Raw genomic sequence first — 14,885 nt, 5'->3', positions numbered from 1 at the left:
AGACGGAAACCAACCAGTCATCGGGAGGCAAGCGTTGTCCGGTATAACGACGGCCGGCACCACCGAACGCGTCCAATGGGGCCACTCCGCGTTCACCGCCGAGTTCGCCACGGCGGCCGACGGCTCCCTGCGGACCGTCCGGCTCGGCCCGCCGGACGCCGCGGCCCGGCCCCTCGCGCAGGCCACACCGGTGGTCGAGGTGCTGGCGCTCGGGCACGGCAGCGCCTGGTCCGGGCGGCGGTCGATCGAGACGGTCATCGGCGGCCGGCTGCGGCTGCGCGACCACGCGCGGGAGCGCGACGGCGTCTGGCACCGGCTGCGGCTGCGGCTCTTCGACGCGGACAGCGGTCTGACCGCCGAGCTCCACCTCGCCTCTCCCGAGGGGCTGCCCGTCGTCCGCGCGTGGGTCGAGATCGGCAACGAGGGCCCCGGCCCGCTGACCCTGCTCGCCGTCTCCTCCCTGGCGCTCGGCGGCCTGCCCGCGCCCGGGGAGCTGGACCTGCACTGGGCGGACAACGACTGGCTGGCCGAGTGCCGTTGGCACCGCCGACCGCTGCGGGAGGCCCTGCCCGACCTCAACCGCGGCGCCCACGAGCGCGACAGCCGGGGGCGGTTCGGGCTCGGCAGCCGCGGCAGTTGGTCCACCGACGGGCACCTGGCGATGGGCGCGCTGACCGAACGCGGCGGCCGGGGCTGCTGGTTGTGGCAGGTCGAGTCGGCCTGCGGCTGGGCATGGGAGACCGGCGAACGCGAGGGCGGCACCTACCTCGCGCTGCACGGCCCCACCGACACCGAGCACCAGTGGCGCCAACGCCTGCTGCCCGGTGAGTCGTTCCGCACCGAGGCGGCCGCCCTGGCGGTCACCGGCGACGGCTTCGAGGGCGCGCTCGCCGCGCTGACCGGCTACCGCAGACAGGTGCGCCGGCCGCACCCGGACCACGAGTCGCTGCCGGTCATCTTCAACGACTACATGAACACCATCGGCGGCGACCCGACCACGGCCAAGCTCCTCCCGCTCATCGACGCCGCGGCCCGGGCCGGCGCGGAGTACTTCGTCATCGACTCCGGCTGGTACGACGACGACGCGGTCGGCTGGTGGGACAGCGTGGGCGCCTGGGAGCCGGCGGCCAGCCGCTTTCCCGGCCCGCGCGGCATCCACGAGGTGCTCGACCGGATCCGGGACCGGGGCATGGTGCCGGGCCTGTGGCTGGAGCCCGAGGTGGTCGGGGTGCGCAGCGCGCTCGGCGACCGGTTGCCCCCCGAGGCGTTCTTCCGGCGCGACGGGGTCCGGGTCAGCGAACACGGCCGCTACCAGCTCGACTTGCGGCATCCGGCGGCCGCGCGGCACCTGGACGAGACGGTCGACCGGATCGTGGGCGACTGGGGCGTGGGCTACCTCAAGCTCGACTACAACATCAGCGTGCCGCCCGGCACGGACGGCGGGGGCGCGGACAGTCCCGGCGCGGGGCTGCTCGGGCACACCCGCGCCTACCGGCGCTGGCTGGACTCGGTGCTCGACCGGTATCCCCGGCTGGTCATCGAGAACTGCGCCTCGGGCGGCATGCGCATGGACGGCGCGATGCTGCGCGTCGCCCAGCTCCAGTCGACCAGCGACCAGCAGGACCACCTGCGCTACCCGCCGATCTCGGCCGCCGCCCCGACCGCCGTGCCGCCGGAGCAGGGAGCCGTGTGGGCTTACGCGCAGCCGGAGTTCACCGACGACGAGAACGGCTTCATCCTGGCCGGCGCCCTGCTGGGCCGTGTTCACCTCTCCGGCCACCTGGACCGGATGTCCGAGGCGCAGCTCGGGGTCGTCACCGACGCGGTGCGGGTCTACAAGAAGATCCGGGCGGATCTGCCGCGCGCCGTCCCGTTCTGGCCGCTGGGCCTGCCCGACTGGACCGCGCCCTGGATCGCGCTGGGGATGCGCGCGGGCTCGACGTCCTATCTGACGGTGTGGCGGCGCGACGGCGACGCGCCCCAGGCGGTGCTTCCGCTGCCGCAACTGCTGAGCCGGAAGGTGGACTTGGAGATCCTGTACCCCACCGCCGCGCCGGGCAGCGCCGCTTGGTCCGCCGCGACGGGCGAGCTGACGGTCACTCTGGACCGCCTGTATACGGCGCTGGTGCTGCGGTTCACCGCCTGACGGCCGGTCGGCGCACGCCCGTTCGGCCGCGCATGCCGTTCCGCGCCGGGTCGGGGTGGCCGGGCCGTACGAGCCGCCGGCGCGGCGCGCGTCACGCCGGCGGGCGGGGCGTCGCGCGCCGAGCGGGCGGGGGAGCGGTGCTGGAGCGGATGACGACCCGGGGCCGGTCGGACGAGAAGCGCCGGGTGGAGGTCCCGTTGACCGCCCCCATCAGCAGCGCGAACCCGCGCTCGCCGAGACGGAGGAAGTCCTGCTTCACCGTGGTGATCGCCGGGGACCACAGGGCCGCCAGCGGGTGGTCGTCGAAGCCCACGACGCTGACGTCGTCCGGCGTCACCAGCCCCCGGTCGGCGAGGCCCCGGATCACGCCCATGGCGATCTCGTCGTTCCCGCAGAACACCGCCGAGACGTCGGGGTTCTCCGCCAGCCGCCGGCCGATGTCCCGCGCGGTGTGCGGGGACCAGGTGGCGGCCTCCAGCGGCGGGACGCGCGCACCTGCCGCGCGCAGGGCGCGGCGCCAGCCGGTGGTCCGCCCGTCCTCGCGGCGGGAGGGCGGAACGGGGACGTGGTGCACGGTGGCGTGCCCGAGGTCCAGGAGGTGGTTCGTCAACTCCTCGGCGGCGCTGGCCTCGTCGAGAACGGCCTGCCGCACGCCGATGCTGCGGACGCCGGACAGCGCGACGACCGGCATGTCGGGCGGCATCCGGCGCAGCGCCGCGACGCCCGGCGGATCGAACTTCAACACCACCACACCGGCGATCGCCTGAGTGAGAACGAGTCGCAGCGCCCGGTCCACCTCCTCGTCCTCCGGGCTCTCGACCACCGTGATCATCACCGTGTAGCCCTCCGCCCGCGCGGCGGACTCGATGCCCCTGATCGTCTCCGCGTAGCCGTACTTGGAGGTGTCGCCCGCCACGACGGCGATGGCCATCGGCTGGCGGGAGGCGAGGATGCGGGCCGCCGCGCTCGGGCGGAAGCTGAGGGCGCTGATGGCCGCCTCGACGCGCTCCCGTTTCAGGGGACTGACCCGGGCGGCGCCGGAGAGCACGCGCGACACGGTCGGCACGGACACCCCGGCCATCCTCGCCACATCGGCCATGGTGGCCGGGCGTCTCGAATCGGCGGTCACGCGCCCCCCTCACCCACGTGCCGACCCCGGACACCCGGCCGCGCGGAGGGAGCGGGCACCGGGCGGGGCTGGTTCCCCAGGATCATAGGCGATGGCTCCCGCGCCGCTCCGGCCGTGAGCACCGCGCTCCCGGGCGGCTGAACCCCCCTTCCACTGCCGGGCGTTGGCCCTGCACCCGGACCGGATTCCCACCGCACCACGCATCTCCCGTCGTCGACCAGCACTCTTGAAAACGCTATCAGCGCGCGTCTTGAAACCGTTATCAAGCCGCTGTTACGGTGCAACGCGATCCCCTCCCCAGGGGGTTGAACACCCGCACCCCGTTCCCGTTCTCACCAGTTGCACGGCCGCGGCGGCGGCTCGGCCGGGACGAGGAAACGATCGTCCCGGCGTTCGGTGTTCCACGGCGGTTCGTCCGGCATGACGACGTAACGCCGCAGTCGTCGGCCGGATATCGCCAACCGCCTTCTCCCGAGCCGCAGTCAGGGGCGACGGCGAACAATTCCCCAACTCGCGAGGGAGCATTTCGATGAGGAAATCCCTGAGACGCCTGGCCCTGGCCGCGGCCACGGTCACCGCGGCGGGGCTGCCGGTGCCGCCCGGCGCCGCGGCGGCCGAACCCGACGTCCTGGCCGTCGACTTCGGCGAGACGACGGGCGCGTTCCGCGGCGGCGCCAGCGGCACGCTCTACGGCTTCGGCGACGACGGCTCGCCCACCCAGGCGCTCATCAACGGCGCCCACATCACCAACTCCTCGCAGAAACCGCAGGACGGGCTCCAGCACCCCAGCGGTGACGTCCTGAACATCGAGGACGGCTTCTTCGACAAGCACGGCCGGGAACTGGCCGTCTACGTCCAGGACTTCTACCCCGACTGGGCCTACCACGGAGGCGTCCGCCCCCAGGACACCCGCACCTACGACCAGTCGGACGGCTCCTGGACGGAGGGCGGGAACGGCACCTGGGACTATCTGGAGGTCGTGCGGTACGTGGTCACGGACATCGCGACCCACTCCGCCCACCCCGACAAGTACCTGTTCGTCCTCTTCAACGAGCCGGACTGGATCTGGTACCAGGACTGGCCGGGGATGAAGGACCAGTTCTTCGCCGACTGGACCGAGACGTACAACCTCGTCCACGAGATCTACGACGATGTCTTCGACGGCGCCGTCGAGCCGCGCATCGGCGGCCAGGGCAACTCACACTGGTACGGCTCGGGCGAGCCGGCCGACCGCCGGCGCGAGCGGGACTTCCTGGAGTACGCCGACGCCAACGACGTCCTGCCCGACACCTACATCTGGCACGAACTCGGCACCAACCCCGACCAGTTCCGGACCAACTTCAGCGAGTACCGCGCGCTGGAGGACGACATCCTCGGCACAGACACCGAGCTGCCCATCACCATCAGTGAGTGGGGTCTGCTGACGGACATGAGCACCCCCGGCCGGATCGCCCGCTGGTTCGCCGCCTTCGAGGAGGCGAAGGTCGATGCCCAGACCGCCTACTGGAACTACGCCGGCAACTTCTCGGACAACATAGCCCGGGCCAACGGCGCCAACGGCGGCTGGTGGCTGTTCAAGTGGTACGGCGACCTCGCCGGCTCCGACACCGTCCAGGTGACCCCGCCCAGCCCCGGCGTCTGGGACTCGCTCCGCGGCGTCGCCGCCATCGACGAGGACAGCCGGCGTGCCACCGTCCTGTACGGCGGCACGGACGCCGACGTGACCCTGAAGGCGGGCGGCCTCGACCCGGCGCTGTTCGGAAAAAGCGTCGACGTCGAGGTGCGGGAGATCACCCTGACCGGCGCGGAAGGCGTCCAGGGCACCCCCCGGCTCGTCGCCGCCCACGAGGGCGTGCGCCTGGGCGCGGACGGGACGCTGGCGGACCTCACCTTCCCCACCCATGACGAGGACTCCGCCTATCAGGTCCTCATCACGCCCCGCCAGGCCCGGGACGTCGAGCGGACCCTGGGCGCCCAGCCCTGGAGCCGTTCCATCGAGGCCGAGGACACCGAACTGACCCAGGCGGCCGTGCGGGACGCGACCAGCCACGAATTCCAGGCATCCGGCGACGCCGACGTCGCCTGGTTCAACCAGACCGGCTCCCGCTCGGACTTCACGGTCACCGTGCCGCGCACGGGCACCTACCGCCTCCAGGTCATCGGCTCCGCGCCCGCGCCCGGCCGCCACGCCCTGTTCGTCGACGACCGGTTCGGTGAGACCGTCCAGTACTCCGCCGACCTGTCGTCGACCCGGGGCAAGTGGATCTACCGGGGCAGCGCCGAGATCGAGGTGGAACTGCCCGCCGGCGAGCATGAGTTGTCGCTGCGAGCGAGCCGGGACGGCACCACCGCGCTGCCCAACAGCGACATCACCCTGGACCGGTACGTGCTCACCGACGTCACGGACGGCGAGCCCACCGTCTACCCCGCGAGCACCATGCGCCTGACCGGCGGCGCCCACCTCGCCTTCGACACCGCCAGGACCCGCGGCACCGCGCGGATCGCCGGTTCCGGCCAGCGCGCCGACCTGTACGCCACGGCCTGGGAGTCCGGCTACCACGACGTCGCCATCGACTTCGCCGGCTCGGGGGCCACCTCGGCGACCCTCAGCGTCAACGGCGTCGAGGTCGGCACCATCCAGGCCCCGCGCGCCGGTTCATGGCGGTCGACCGCGCCCGTTCACCTCTCCCAGGGCATCAACGAGCTGGAGATCACCTCCGACAGCGGCGTGACCATCTCGGCCGTGACCACCACCAGGAACCGGCGGGCGGACGCCTCGGCCGTCACCGTCGAGGCCGAGGACGCCACCCTCCACGGCTCGGCCGCGGTCACGACGCTCCCGGACGGCTCGGGCACGAACGCCTCGGGCGGCGCCTTCGTCGGCTGGCTCGGCAACGACACCGCGGACTCCGACAACCGCCTGGAGATCGCGCGGCGCGACGGGTTCGACGAGCCGGGGAAGTACACCGTCGTCGTGCGCTACGCCAACGCCGAGACCGTCGGCGACCACGCGTACAACCCCCAGGTCGTCGACCGCGGCCTGCAGATCTCCGAGGCGGGCGCCGACGGGTACGCGGGCAGGGGGGAGTTCCGCAACAACCACCACTGGGACAGCTTCTGGGAGCGCTCGGTCGGTGTGACCCTGACCACTGCCGACGGCTCCCTCTCCCTCGGCAACGACGAGCCGGGCGCCTGGGCCCCCAACGTCGACGCCGTGACCATCGCCCCCGTGACCGCCGGCGGTTTCCGGACCACCGCCCGGTAGCCCGCGGGCACCCCCCCCGGCCACGGCCGGACCCCGCCCCGGGCCCGTACGACCGAAGCCTCGGCCGTACGGGCCCGCGGCGTCCTCAGGCCAGGGACAGGAACAGCTTCTCCAGCCGGGCGCGCATCTGCTCGCGGTCGTCGCCGGTCGCCAGGGCCGTGTCGGTCAGGCAGCGCTGCAGGCCGGTGGCGATGATCGCGAAGCCCGCCTTGTCCAGGGCGCGGGAGGCCGCCGCGAGCTGTGTGACCACGTCCTCGCAGTCCCTGCCCTCCTCGATCATCTTGATCACGCCGGCGATCTGGCCCTGCGCGCGGCGCAGCCGGTTGACCACCGTCCTCAGTTCCTCGGCCGCCATTGTCAGTTCCATGGGCACCCACCCCTCGTCGATATACCCCACGGGGTATCCTGTCCGGAGAAACCGCACCCCGGAGAGAACTCACCCCCGGACAGCTATTGAAGAGGCCCCCCACCGTGACCGCCACCACCCCCCTCACCCCCGAGCAGGCCCGCGCCCGGCTCGCCGAGCTGACCGTCGTCGATGTGCGCACCCCCGGCGAGTACGCCTCCGGCCACCTGCCCGGCGCCCACAACGTTCCGCTGGCCGACCTCGATCAGGCGCTGGACGTTCTGAAGATCGCCGCCGGGCGCGGCGATCTCCTCATGGTGTGCGCCTCCGGGGCCCGCTCCGCCCAGGCGTGCGAGCGCCTCGCGGCCCACGGTGTCGCCGCCGCCACGCTCACCGGGGGCACCGAGGCCTGGGCCCGGCTCGGGCACGACATCGAGCGGGCCGCCGAGGCCCGCGCCACCTGGGCCATGGAGCGCCAGGTCCGGTTCGCGGCCGGGTCCCTCGTCCTGACCGGGCTGCTGGCCGGCCGGCGCTGGGGCGTGGCCCGCTGGATCTCCGCCGGAATTGCCGGTGGCCTGATCTTCTCCGCCGTGACCAACACCTGCGGCATGGCCCACGTCCTGGCCAGGCTCCCGCACAACCGGCTCGCGGCCACCGACCTCGACGCGACCCTCGCCGCCCTGGCTGGCTGACCCAGGGCGGGTCAGTTCAGGGTTTGACCGCCGCGATCACCCGCAGCCCACGCGGGACCGTGCCGTTGTGGACGACGTCCATGCCCGCGGAGCGGCACTCGCCGGCCAGCCAGTCTGGGTGGACGCGGAGCTTGGGGTAGCTGCCGGTGCGCAGCGTCCACGTGTCGCCGGACCGGACGTGGATCAGGTCGTGCACGACGACGGTGCTCTCATCCCAGTACTCCAGGAAGCACGTCATGATCCGGTCCGGGGTGGCGCGGACCGGGATGAACCGGTCGGTTCCGGTGAGTGGCGCGGTCAGGTCCCGGTAGCTGAGCACGAGCTTTCCGCCGCCGGCCAGCGCCCGGGCGGCGTCGCCCAGCAGGGAGACCACGTCCTGCCTGGTCGGCAGGTGCGTGAGGGTGTCGCCCATGCACACGATGGCGGCGGCGCTGCCCGGCTCGGTGTGCGCGGGCAGCGCCCCGCGCAGGTCCGCGTGAACGGGCCGCACGGCCGGGGCCGTTGCCTCGGCGTGGCGGGCCAGCTCGGCCAGGAGCGGCCGACTGGTGTCCACGGCGAGCACGGGGTCGAAGCCGAGCCCGGCCAGGGCCAGGCTCTGCGCCCCCGAGCCGCAGCCGAGGTCGACCGCGAGGCGCGACGGGCCGGGCGAGACGGCGAGGTCCCGCAGCAGCGCCGTCTGTCCGGCGGCGAGTTCCGCGATGTCGCCCCCGAGCATCCAGGTGTAGTGCGCGGCCAGCAACTGGTCGTAGTGGTCAACGGCGGTTGGCACGGGATGTGTCCTCTCCATGGGTTCCGGCGTGGGTTCCAACTGGGTTCATTCGGCGCCCGCTTACGACCCGGTGAGCGTAGGCGGCCACTCCGATCAGGACCGGGACGAGCAGCAGCGGCCCGCAGAAGACGAGCACCACCGCGATCAGGGCGCTGCTCAGGATGGCACCGAGCCGCATGGCGCCGTGGCGGGGCAGCAGTACGGCGGCGGCCAGCGTGCCGGCCAGGGTGACCGAGGCGAGGCAGGCCGAGGTGGCGCCCAGCAGGACATCGAGGTCAACGGTGCCCACCGCCCACAGCAGCGTGACCACCGCGCAGGCGGCGGCCAGGAGGCCCAGGCTGCACCGGGGGACGCCGTCCGCGCTTGCGCCGTCGGCCAGTTGGCGCGGCAGTTGGCCGTCGCGGCCCAGCGCCGCGCCCAGCCGGGCGCCCCCGGCGAGGTAGGCGTTCACCGCCCCGAAGGTCAGAAGCAGGGCGGCGACGGCGGCGGTCGCGCGGGCGTAGGGACCGATGCCGCGTTCCAGGAGCAGGGTGAGCGGCGTGGACGTCGTCCCGGCGCCGGTGCCGAGAACGCCCATGGTGACGACGGCGAGTCCGAGGTACAGGCCGGAGACGACGGACCAGGCCAGCAGCGTGACGCGCGGCAGATCCCGGCGCGGTGCCGCGAACTCGCCGGACAGATGGCTGATCGCCTCCCACCCCGCGAACGCGAAGAACAGCACGCTCGCGGCGGTGCCCACCGACGTCCATCCCCGGGGGAGGAAGGGCGTGAAATGGCCCGGCTCCACCTGCCCGGCGCCCACCACGACGGTGACGAGGAGCAGCGCGGCGAGCAGCCCGACCACGAGCAGTTGCAGCCGGCCGGACATCCGCAGCCCGGACAGGTTGGCGGCGAACGCGACCGCCATGACCAGTGCCGCCACCGCAAGGGCGGCCGGGCGTCCGCCGCCGGTGGCCACCGCCGTGTACTCGCCCCCGATCAGGGCGGCGGCGGGCACCCCGAGGGGAACGGCCCAGTAGAACCACCACCCCACGGGCGCCGCGGCGGTCGGCCCGAACGCCCGGCGGACGAACGTGGCCACCCCGCCGCCGTCCGGATGGCGCGCGCCGAGCGCCGCGAACACCATCGCGACCGGCAGGCTCAGGCCGACCAGACCGAGCCACGCCAGGACCGACGCCGGCCCGGCCGTCGCGGCGGCCGAGGCGGGCAGGGCCAGGACCCCCGGCCCGAGCACCGCCCCGACGCACAACGCGGCGCCCGTCCCCATCCCCAGCCCCGCTCGACGCGTGTTCACCAGACCGCCTCCGTCACTCGTTCGGCAGGACACGGGGAAGCTAGACCGAGGAACGGCAACGCGACCGGGTCGTCGAACAAAATTCGAGCACGGGTGGACAATGGCGGCCATGGACGAACTAGATTCGGCGATCATCGCCCATCTCCAGCGCGACGCACGGCAGACCAACCGCGAACTCGCCCGCACACTCGGCATCGCGCCCTCCACCTGCCTGGAACGGGTCCGGGCACTGCGCAACCGCGGCGTGCTCACCGGCTTTCACGCGGCGGTCGACCTGCGGAAACTGGGCCTGCGGCTGCAAGCGTTGCTGTCGGTCCAGGTCCGGCCCCTCAGCCGGGAGGTCATCGAGGGCTTCAAGACCTATGTGGCGGCTCTCCCCGAGGTGCTGTCCGTCTTCGTCGTCGCCGGCAACGACGACTTCCTCGTCCACGTCGCGGTCGAGGACGCCGACCAGTTGCACGCGTTCCTCATGGACCGGCTGAGCCAGCGCCGGGAGGTCATCGGCTTCCGCAGCTCGGTGATCTACCAGCACGTCAACAGCGCGGTCGGCGGCCCCGTGCCCGGCGTCAACTAGGGCCTGTATCGAGTTCCCGGTCGGATCAGCCCGCGGCGTCAGACGCGGTGCCCCCCCAGGCCCTTGGGGGCCTGGGAGGTACCCCCAGCAAGGCACCGGATCGCAGCTCATACCCGGCCGTATTCGCGCGATTCGGCTGGGGGCACCTCCCAGACGGAGTCTGGGGGAGCGGCGAGGTGCCGTGACTGGCGTCGCGGGCCCGGGCGGGAACTCGATACAGGCCCTAGCCACGCCCGGAGCGGGGCGGCCGGCGTCCTTCCTGGCCCGGTGCTCCGATTCGAGCGCCGCGGAGACGGCGAACCCGACGGCGGCCAGCGCGAGAACCAGAACGGCGGGGTTGACATACCCGGGGACGTCGTCGGTGGCGTACCGCCCGGTCGCGGTGGTCTCGCAGACGAATCGCAGAGGCAGGTAGTCGACCGAGTAGCCGGTGATGTCCGGGTGTTGCTCCTGCCAGCCCGGGATGCGGCAGGGGCGGATCGGCGCCTCCGTCCTCCGCCACGAGGACCGCGCCGGCCGCGCCGAGCATGCCCCACACGTACACGGCGATCGTGGCGGCGCCCAGGAGGGCGGCGAGGCCACGAAGGAGCGGCCCCCGGCCCGGGCGCCGCGCGGGGTGGCGTCGGAGACATTGGAAGCCGTAGCCGACGAGGGCGACGGCGGTGACCACTCCGCCCAAAAGGATCAGCAGGATCAGCACGGCACCTGCCCGTTCGTCATCCGGCAAGTCCAGCAGCACCCGGCCGACTTGGCTATGGTGAAACGCACACTTCGGGCGGGGAAGCAGCCAGGCGAGGGGGTCGTGGTGGCGGGGACCCGATGACACTGACGGAGCTGTGGCAGCGGCAATGGCCTGACTGCCCTCCCCTCGGGCACCTGCTTCGCGAGAGGTACCGGGACGTGTGGGTGCGTTTCCACAGCCTGCCGGGATCGAAGCGGTACGCCGGGGACGAGACCGAGTACGCGATCGTTCTGCGGCGCTACAACACGGTGTTGCACGAGCTGTTCGCGGGCGGGGACGTGTACGTGATCACGACGGTGTGGTCGCCGGAGCCCGCCGTTCCCGACCACCGGACGGGCGCCGATCACTGGCACACCGTGCTGGTGCGGGACGACCCCGACCCGGAGTTCCGCGCCCACGCGCACTTCTTCACCGCTCGCCTGCCATGGAGGTACGGGTGCGTCGACGACCTGCTGCGTGAGGTCGCCGGCGACCGGGTCGGGAACGTTCTGGTCGCCGACACCCGGCTGGAGCGCGTCCACCATCCCTACGACGGCGGTGCCGACGTCCTGCTGCGCACGGCGGAGGAACGGGATCGGCTCCGCGACCGATTTGCCGCGTGGCTTTCCCGCCACCCGTTGGGCCTGTGAGGGACGCCGGGGCCGGCTACGGCGGCGATCCGTTCAGTGGGAGCCGGTGCGAGACCTCGGTGCCGCCGGCGAACCGTTCGACCGTGTAGGACACCCAGGTCGCGCCCCGCGTGGCCTCCGGGCTGGGCACCTTCACCGCCACCCGAAGACCTGCCTGAGTGCCTCGCACCCGATGCCGCTCGGTGAGCACATGGCCGTGAGTGTCCCAGTGGACGGTGATCACGTCGTTGGCGGCCCTGCCCGGACGCGGCGGGAGCGCGCTGCCGCGAGCGCCGTGGCCGCGGTCGTTCAGCCCGTCTGCCGCCGCCGGGACGCGTAGGAGCGGGACTTGTTGCGGTTCCCGCACACCTTCATCGAGCACCAGCGGCGGCTGCGGTTCTTCGACACGTCCCAGAACGCCCACCCGCAGGTGTGCTCCGCGCAGCGCTTGAGCCGGGCGGCGTCCCCGGTCGTGACCAGTTCGCTCCACGCGATCGCGAGCACGGCCAGCGGGACGCGCTCCGGTGGCAGCCCCGGCGCGGGGGCCAGGGTGCCGCGCGCCGTGATCAGCACCGGGTGGTCGGCCAGCACGCCGTCCGCCGCGGCGAGCAGTGCGGGGTCGGGGGTGTCGCCGACGTGCGCGCCCAACTCCTCGCGGATGCCCGCCCGCAGGGCCAGATAGCTCGCGTGGACCCCGGCCGGGATCCCGACCGGCGCCTCCAGCAGGCCGCGGCCCGTCAGCCAGCCGGCCAGCCCGGCCGGGGTGGCGATCTCGTCGCTCGCCTCTTCCACGTCGACCGTGTTGGCGAAGGCCTCCATCAAGACGGCCGAGGCCGGCGGCTCCAGCACGGCGGTCACCTCCTGCGCGTTCCTGCCCATGCTACCGCCTAAGCGTTTTACCGGTTGTGGGGCGCCGGGGTGTGTGCCAGAGTGATCTCACCAGTCAACGTGTTAGACGGTGAGAGGGGCGGTCATGGTCACGGCGGTGCCCGAACGCACGGAGACCGGCGGCAGGCCCGGCTCCCCGGCGCCCCGGGGCAACCCCGGCCGCCGCAACACCGCCGTCCTGGTCGGCTTCACCGCCGCGACCAACCTCGCCGACGGCGTGATGAAGATGGCCCTCCCGCTGCTCGCCGCCCGGCTCACCGACTCGCCCGCCCAGGTCACCGCCGTCTCGCTGACCCTTACCGCGCCCTGGCTGCTCATCGCCCTGCACATCGGTGTCCTCGTCGACCGCTTCGACCGGCGGCGGCTGCTCTGGGCCGCGAACGGGATGCGGCTGGCGGCCATGGGCTGGCTCACCGCAGCCGCCGTGACCGGTGGCGTCACGCTCGGCCAACTCTTCGCCGCCGGCGCGATCCTCGGCGTCGCCGACGTGCTGGCCTCGACCTCCGCCTCCGCCCTGGTCCCGGCCGCGGTGCCGGCGGCGGGCCGGGAGCGCGCCAACGCCTGGATCGTGGCAGCGGAAACGGTGGGGCAGGAGTTCGCCGGGCCCTTCGTCGGCGGGCTGCTGCTCGCCGCCGGAACGGGCCTCGCGCTCGGGGTGATCAGCGCCTCGTACGCCGTCGCCGCCCTCTCCCTGCTCCTGCTGGTGGGCCGCTTCCGGGCCGCCGGGCCCGCCCCCGGCGCGGCCCCCGCCTCGGTCAACGGCCGGATCGCCGAAGGGCTTCGCTTCCTCTGGCGCGATCAGGTGCTGCGCACGCTGTCGCTGGTCGTCGCCGTGCTCGCCGCCGTCTGGGGCGCCTGGCTGGCACTCATGCCGCTCCACGCGCAGCAGGCCATGGAACTCGGGCCGCGGCAGTACGGCATCGTGCTCAGCGCCCTCGGCGTCGGCGGGCTGGCTGGCGCGGTGGCCGTGACCTGGGTGAACCGGTTGCTGGGCGCGCGCTGGGCGATGTTCGCCGACCTCCTCGGCACCGCCGCGATGGCGGCGCTGCCCGCCCTGACCACCAGCCTGTGGGCCGTGGCGGCCGGCGCCTTCCTCGGCGGCATGGGCGGCACGCTCTGGACGGTCAACGCCCGCACCCTCACCCAGCGTCTGGTCCCCGACGAGATGCTCGGCCGCTTCGGCGCGGCCGCCCGGCTCTTCACCTTCGGCGCCATGCCGCTGGGCGCGGCGCTGGTCGGCCTGCTGGCCGAACTAATCGGCACGCGACCGGCGTTCGGGGCGTTCGCGGTGGCCGCGGCGGCGACGCTGGTGCCGTTCCTGAGGAACATCACCCCGGCCGCCCTGCGTTCCCATCAGGAGCCGTCGGCGCGGCCCTCCGGGACCGCCCCGTAGGGTGACGTCGATGTCGGTGACCGCGGTCGGCGCGAAGGGGGACGAGATGCCGGAGCCGGACTTCCCGCCGACGCGGGTGGCCGGACGGGGGCATGGCTGGTTCCGGGGCGACTGCCATGTGCACTCGGTGTGCTCGGCCGGCGGCGAGATGACGCCGGAGGAGCTCGCGGACGCCGCCCGGGCCGCCGGGCTGGACTTCCTGGCCACCACCGAGCACAAGTCCGCCGCCACGCACGGCGCCTGGGGCCGGCCCGCCGGCGACGACCTGCTGGTGATCCTGGGGGAGGAGGTCACCACCCGGACCGGGCACTGGCTGGCGCTCGGCCTCCGCCCGGGCCAGGTGATCGACTGGCGGTACGGAGTCCGGGACGCGGTGATCGACCGGCATCTGGAACAGGTGCGTCAGGTGGGCGGGCTGTGCGTGGCGGCCCACCCTTACGCGCCGTACCCCTCCGGCACGTTCATGTACCCCTACCGGGGCTTCGACGTGGTGGAGGTGTGGAACGGCCCGTGGACCTCGGACGTGCCCTGGCAGGCGGACAACGAGGCCGCCCTCGCCGAATGGGGACGCGGCCTGGCCGCGGATGTCCAACAGGGGTGGTGGCGGCCGGCGATGGGCAACAGCGACGTTCATCTGAAGGGCCAGCTCGGCATTCCGCACACGGTCGTGCTGGCCGACGAGCTGAGCACTGACGCGATCCTCGCCGGTGTGCGGGCCGGCCGGAGCTGGATGGCCGAATCGGCCGCCGTGGAGCTGGCGTTCACGGTGTCCGCCGGTGAACGCGCCGCCGGGATCGGCGAGCGGCTGGAGACGCGCGGCGAGCCGGCCGTGGTGCGGGCGAAGGTCACCGGCGTGCCGTCCGGCGGCGTCAGCTTCCACACGGAGCTGGGGAAGGCGCACCACGAGGCGCTGCCCGACAGCGGCTCGGGCACCGTGGAATGGCGCACCACCGCGGCGGAGTCGGCCTTCGTCCGCGTCGAGGTGCGCCACCCGGGCGGGCACATGGCGGCGCTCAGCAACCCGATCGTTCTCGACTGA

Annotated in this window: 13 protein-coding genes; 7 read left to right on the top strand and 6 right to left on the bottom strand. The window is 73.3% G+C overall.

Annotation, left to right across the window (positions count from 1 at the left end):
• The first annotated feature begins 34 nt into the window (after nucleotides 1-34).
• The gene (locus RM590_RS17565) at nucleotides 35-2,146 is read left to right on the top strand and encodes a glycoside hydrolase family 36 protein (RefSeq protein ID WP_394813886.1); all 2,112 of its coding nucleotides are present in this window, start codon (nucleotides 35-37) and stop codon (nucleotides 2,144-2,146) included.
• A 91-nt stretch (nucleotides 2,147-2,237) separates the two neighbouring features.
• Here RM590_RS17565 and RM590_RS17560 read toward each other — a convergent pair whose 3' ends face one another.
• The gene (locus RM590_RS17560) at nucleotides 2,238-3,275 is read right to left on the bottom strand and encodes a LacI family DNA-binding transcriptional regulator (RefSeq protein WP_311705534.1); all 1,038 of its coding nucleotides are present in this window, start codon (nucleotides 3,273-3,275) and stop codon (nucleotides 2,238-2,240) included.
• Between the two features lie 529 nt (nucleotides 3,276-3,804).
• Here RM590_RS17560 and RM590_RS17555 point away from each other — a divergent pair.
• Nucleotides 3,805-6,540, top strand: coding sequence for a carbohydrate-binding protein (locus RM590_RS17555; RefSeq protein ID WP_311705533.1), 2,736 nt, complete (start codon nucleotides 3,805-3,807; stop codon nucleotides 6,538-6,540).
• An 85-nt stretch (nucleotides 6,541-6,625) separates the two neighbouring features.
• Here the strand turns inward: RM590_RS17555 and RM590_RS17550 are convergent, their stop codons facing one another.
• A complete protein-coding gene (locus RM590_RS17550) occupies nucleotides 6,626-6,907 on the bottom strand; it encodes a metal-sensitive transcriptional regulator (protein WP_311705532.1) in 282 nt (93 codons plus the stop codon).
• A 104-nt stretch (nucleotides 6,908-7,011) separates the two neighbouring features.
• Between RM590_RS17550 and RM590_RS17545 the strand changes: the two genes are divergently transcribed.
• Nucleotides 7,012-7,578: a rhodanese-like domain-containing protein gene (locus tag RM590_RS17545; RefSeq protein WP_311705531.1), complete on the top strand. Its 567-nt coding sequence runs from the start codon at nucleotides 7,012-7,014 to the stop codon at nucleotides 7,576-7,578.
• 16 nt (nucleotides 7,579-7,594) lie between these two features.
• Here RM590_RS17545 and RM590_RS17540 read toward each other — a convergent pair whose 3' ends face one another.
• The gene (locus RM590_RS17540) at nucleotides 7,595-8,347 is read right to left on the bottom strand and encodes a class I SAM-dependent methyltransferase (RefSeq protein ID WP_311705530.1); all 753 of its coding nucleotides are present in this window, start codon (nucleotides 8,345-8,347) and stop codon (nucleotides 7,595-7,597) included.
• The gene (locus tag RM590_RS17535; RefSeq protein WP_311705529.1) at nucleotides 8,331-9,641 is read right to left on the bottom strand and encodes an APC family permease; all 1,311 of its coding nucleotides are present in this window, start codon (nucleotides 9,639-9,641) and stop codon (nucleotides 8,331-8,333) included. The genes RM590_RS17540 and RM590_RS17535 overlap by 17 nt, the downstream gene beginning before the upstream one ends.
• Nucleotides 9,642-9,750: 109 nt before the next feature.
• Between RM590_RS17535 and RM590_RS17530 the strand changes: the two genes are divergently transcribed.
• Together RM590_RS17530 and RM590_RS17525 are read left to right on the top strand one after the other, a co-directional pair.
• Nucleotides 9,751-10,215 (top strand): Lrp/AsnC family transcriptional regulator, encoded by a 465-nt coding sequence (locus tag RM590_RS17530; RefSeq protein ID WP_311705528.1) that lies wholly within the window; start codon nucleotides 9,751-9,753, stop codon nucleotides 10,213-10,215.
• Nucleotides 10,216-11,034: 819 nt separating this feature from the next.
• Nucleotides 11,035-11,586: a DUF3885 domain-containing protein gene (locus RM590_RS17525; protein ID WP_449657244.1), complete on the top strand. Its 552-nt coding sequence runs from the start codon at nucleotides 11,035-11,037 to the stop codon at nucleotides 11,584-11,586.
• A gap of 16 nt (nucleotides 11,587-11,602) precedes the next feature.
• On the opposite strand, the gene RM590_RS17520 is transcribed toward RM590_RS17525, so the two are convergent.
• Together RM590_RS17520 and RM590_RS17515 are read right to left on the bottom strand one after the other, a co-directional pair.
• Nucleotides 11,603-11,728, bottom strand: coding sequence for a hypothetical protein (locus RM590_RS17520; RefSeq protein ID WP_311705526.1), 126 nt, complete (start codon nucleotides 11,726-11,728; stop codon nucleotides 11,603-11,605).
• A gap of 146 nt (nucleotides 11,729-11,874) precedes the next feature.
• Nucleotides 11,875-12,414 (bottom strand): CGNR zinc finger domain-containing protein, encoded by a 540-nt coding sequence (locus RM590_RS17515; RefSeq protein WP_311705580.1) that lies wholly within the window; start codon nucleotides 12,412-12,414, stop codon nucleotides 11,875-11,877.
• Nucleotides 12,415-12,538: 124 nt separating this feature from the next.
• Between RM590_RS17515 and RM590_RS17510 the strand changes: the two genes are divergently transcribed.
• Complete coding sequence (locus RM590_RS17510) at nucleotides 12,539-13,846, top strand: MFS transporter (RefSeq protein WP_394813885.1); 1,308 nt, start codon at nucleotides 12,539-12,541, stop codon at nucleotides 13,844-13,846.
• Nucleotides 13,847-13,856: 10 nt separating this feature from the next.
• Complete coding sequence (locus RM590_RS17505) at nucleotides 13,857-14,885, top strand: CehA/McbA family metallohydrolase (RefSeq protein ID WP_311705524.1); 1,029 nt, start codon at nucleotides 13,857-13,859, stop codon at nucleotides 14,883-14,885.

The organism is Streptomyces litchfieldiae, from assembly GCF_031845365.1.
GTDB classification, from domain to species: domain Bacteria; phylum Actinomycetota; class Actinomycetes; order Streptomycetales; family Streptomycetaceae; genus Streptomyces; species Streptomyces litchfieldiae.
Note: the sequence above shows the minus strand (reverse complement) of the source record. Positions and strands in the feature narration are given on the sequence as shown.

Coding starts and splice junctions, on each gene's coding strand:
- RM590_RS17550 (WP_311705532.1), bottom strand. CDS start 6,907: ATGGAACTGACAATGGCGGCCGAGGAACTGAGGACGGTGGTCAACCGG.
- RM590_RS17555 (WP_311705533.1), top strand. CDS start 3,805: ATGAGGAAATCCCTGAGACGCCTGGCCCTGGCCGCGGCCACGGTCACC.
- RM590_RS17510 (WP_394813885.1), top strand. CDS start 12,539: ATGGTCACGGCGGTGCCCGAACGCACGGAGACCGGCGGCAGGCCCGGC.
- RM590_RS17505 (WP_311705524.1), top strand. CDS start 13,857: ATGTCGGTGACCGCGGTCGGCGCGAAGGGGGACGAGATGCCGGAGCCG.
- RM590_RS17525 (WP_449657244.1), top strand. CDS start 11,035: ATGACACTGACGGAGCTGTGGCAGCGGCAATGGCCTGACTGCCCTCCC.
- RM590_RS17530 (WP_311705528.1), top strand. CDS start 9,751: ATGGACGAACTAGATTCGGCGATCATCGCCCATCTCCAGCGCGACGCA.